Here is a 2,907-nt window from a genome sequence, read left to right as displayed (position 1 = left end):
TTTTCTGATGCAGTTTGACATTTTGGGGACTGTCGCCCGGCCCGCACGTCCAGGGCCCTCAAGGGTTGCATTTGACCATGCAATTTTTGACCCGGAAAAAGGTACTTGTAGGGGCGGGCCCGCATGGTCAACCCGTGCGGACGGAATCACAATTTTCTTGGCGGAAATCACCCCGGAAAGGAGGCGATAAGGCCAAAATGACAACGGAATATCTGTTAAACGAGCAAATGGAGCACGTTTTGGCGGCGTTAACCCCGCAAAATGCGCTCATCATGCGGACGCTTTTACATACCGGGATGCGGCTGTCGGACGTGCTGGCCCTCAAAACGGCCCAGCTCCGGTCTTCTGGGTGGTACACGGAGGGCANGACGGGCNAGCGGCGGCGTTNTGGTCTTCCGGCGGAGCTTCTGGAAAGCATAAAGGCCCAGGCGGGCCCAGAATGGGCCTTCCCTGGCCTTTCACCCCGTGGGGGCCATAAGACACGGCAAGCGGTCTGGAAGGATGTTAAGAGGGCTTCTAGGGCCTTTAGACTGCCGCAAAACGTGGGCCCCCACTCTGCGAGGAAGATTTATGCAGTTGACCTTATGGCGAAGTATGGAGATATCGAGAGGGTCCGCAGAGCGTTGAATCACGAGAGCAGTACCGTGACGGCGATCTATGCCATGGCCGACATGCTGACGGAGCGGCGGCTGGCGGTACGCCGCCGCCGCTCTAAGTCCTCGGGGGCTAGGAGCAGGGGCCAGCAGTGACGGCCACCCGGCGGCGGGGCCAAGGGCCCCACCCCGCCGCCGGGTGGGGAGCACGGGGCGGCACCAAGCCAGGGCAAGCACCAGGCCAGGCCCCCGAGGGGGGGCCCCGCCGCCAGCGCCCAGGCCGGGCACGGGTGGGCCCCCGAGGCGGCGGGGGGGCAGGAACCAGCCGCCGACGACCGCCGCAAGGGGCCGGCGGCCCGCCCCGGCGGGCGGCGCGCGGGCGCGACAGCCGGGGGGGGCCCAGAAGGGCCCCCGGAGCCCGGAGGCCCCGCCAGGGGCCGGAGGGGCCCGCAAAGAGGGCCGGACGGCCCGCCCGGATGGGCGGGACGACCGGACCGCGCCGCATACCGCCGAGGCCCCGAAGGGGCCAGCGGGGCGGAGGCGGAGGCCCCGGCGGAGGCCCGAACAGGGCCGGAGGGGGGCCCCCAATGCCGCCCCGCCCACACCAGGCCGTCAAGCAAAAAAAGGCCCCCCGGACGGGAGGACCGGGCCGAAACCCGGAAAGCATTGCGGCAGTAGGGCTGGCCCCTAGTCTTAGGTATTAACTTGATACAAATGAGCTTAATTTCCGCAAAAGGGGCCCCAGGGGNGGCCCCCGGCGGTCGCCGCCTATGAACAATTTTCGCAAAAAAAGCTGGACAAAGCCGCCTCACTGTGGTATTCTGCAGGTGTCTAGTCAACAGCATACCAGAGGGGCGACTTCTACCCCCTTCACGAAGGAAGGTTGTACATGNATCNTAANACGTATGACAGCNAATTGNAAGTGGCAGTTTCTCCCGAAGGGGAGATAGTGACCCTCCAGGACGACCGTTTCCCGTGGGCCGAAAGGAAGGTGAAGACGGTGAGGCTGGCGAAGCTCTACCAGAAAGCCGGGTATCCGGAGTACTCGCAGAAAGCGGCGACGTGCTCCACCTGGTTGCAGTACGGCGTAAGCGCCGACGGGAGCAAGCAGCTTTCCGCCGCCAATTTCTGCCAGCTCCGCCTATGCCCGCTCTGCATCGCCCGGAGGGCGAAAAGAGCGGCGTACAAGCTAAGCCAGGTCTTGGACCTGGTGGNGGGGGAGCACGGGGCCCTGTTCCTGTTCCTGACCCTGACGGTCAGGAATGTCCCAGGGGAGGCCCTGGGGGATACCCTGGGGGAGCTGGTCAGGGCATGGAATCGCCTTACCAAGCACCGTCAATTTGAGCGGTCCGTCAAGGGCTGGTTTAGGGCTATCGAGATTACCCGGAATCCGAAGGACGGGACGTATCACCCGCATATCCATGCCATCCTGGCCGTGCCGCCTGGGTACTTCACCAGGGGGGAGGGCCTGTATATCGAACAGTCCGAGTGGGTGGACCGCTGGCAGAAGGCCCTTCGGGCGGACTATAGGCCGCTCGTAAGCATCCAGACGGCGAAAGCCAAGGGGGAATACGTGGGAGGCCGTGCCGCCGCCGTGGAGGCGGCAAAGTACGCCGTGAAGGACNGCGATTACATAGNCGACCGCCTGTCGGAGGCGGAGGCGGTGCGCATTGTAACCGACTACACGGAGGCCCTTCACCGCCGCCGTTTAACGGCCTACGGCGGGTGGCTGAAAGCCGCCGCCAAGGCCCTGGAGGCCGAAGACCTGGAAGACGGTGACCTGGTACACGTCGACGACACTGTCCGGGAGGATGTGGCGGAGCTCATCGAAACTTACAATTGGCATTTCGGAGCCGGGGACTATGTGCTGACAGCCCGTCAGGTGAACCCTCTGAAGCTCCAGCGGTAGAGGGTAAAGGGAAAAGGCTTTACAAGCTCCTTGTTATCATGGGTTGAAACAGCCCACCGATTACAAGGAGCTTGTAATTTCGTCCGATTCTCGAACGATTGTTCTATTTTTTTCTCGAACGATTGTTCTATTTTTTCGAGGAGATGGGAGAGGCCCAAAGGGCCGGGTCCCATGTGTGCCGCCTCCCCCGTCCCGCCCCTGCGTCCGCCGTCAGAGGGGGGACAAGGCCGGAGCGTTGCCGGGCCTCCGTGGGCTGGCCCTCTCCCCTCCGCTTGTCGACCGAGGCCCCCGGCCCCAGCTCCCGNAAAAGCCGCCCGAAGAGGGCGGCTTTTCTGATGCAGTTTGACATTTTGGGGACTGTCGCCCGGCCCGCACGTCCAGGGCCCTCAAGGGTTGCATTTGACC

Annotated in this window: 2 protein-coding genes; both read left to right on the top strand. The window is 63.8% G+C overall.

Features of this window, described 5'->3' with window-relative positions:
• Nucleotides 1-77: 77 nt before the first annotated feature.
• Entirely contained in the window at nt 78-749 is a 672-nt protein-coding gene (locus JX325_RS14665) for a tyrosine-type recombinase/integrase (RefSeq protein WP_307819283.1), read from the top strand.
• 844 nt (nt 750-1,593) lie between these two features.
• Entirely contained in the window at nt 1,594-2,502 is a 909-nt protein-coding gene (locus JX325_RS14660) for a protein rep (protein ID WP_204791818.1), read from the top strand.
• The last annotated feature ends 405 nt before the right edge of the window (nt 2,503-2,907 follow it).

The organism is Oscillibacter sp. CU971 (genome assembly GCF_905219725.1).
Taxonomy (GTDB): domain Bacteria; phylum Bacillota; class Clostridia; order Oscillospirales; family Oscillospiraceae; genus Oscillibacter.
Note: the sequence above shows the minus strand (reverse complement) of the source record. Positions and strands in the feature narration are given on the sequence as shown.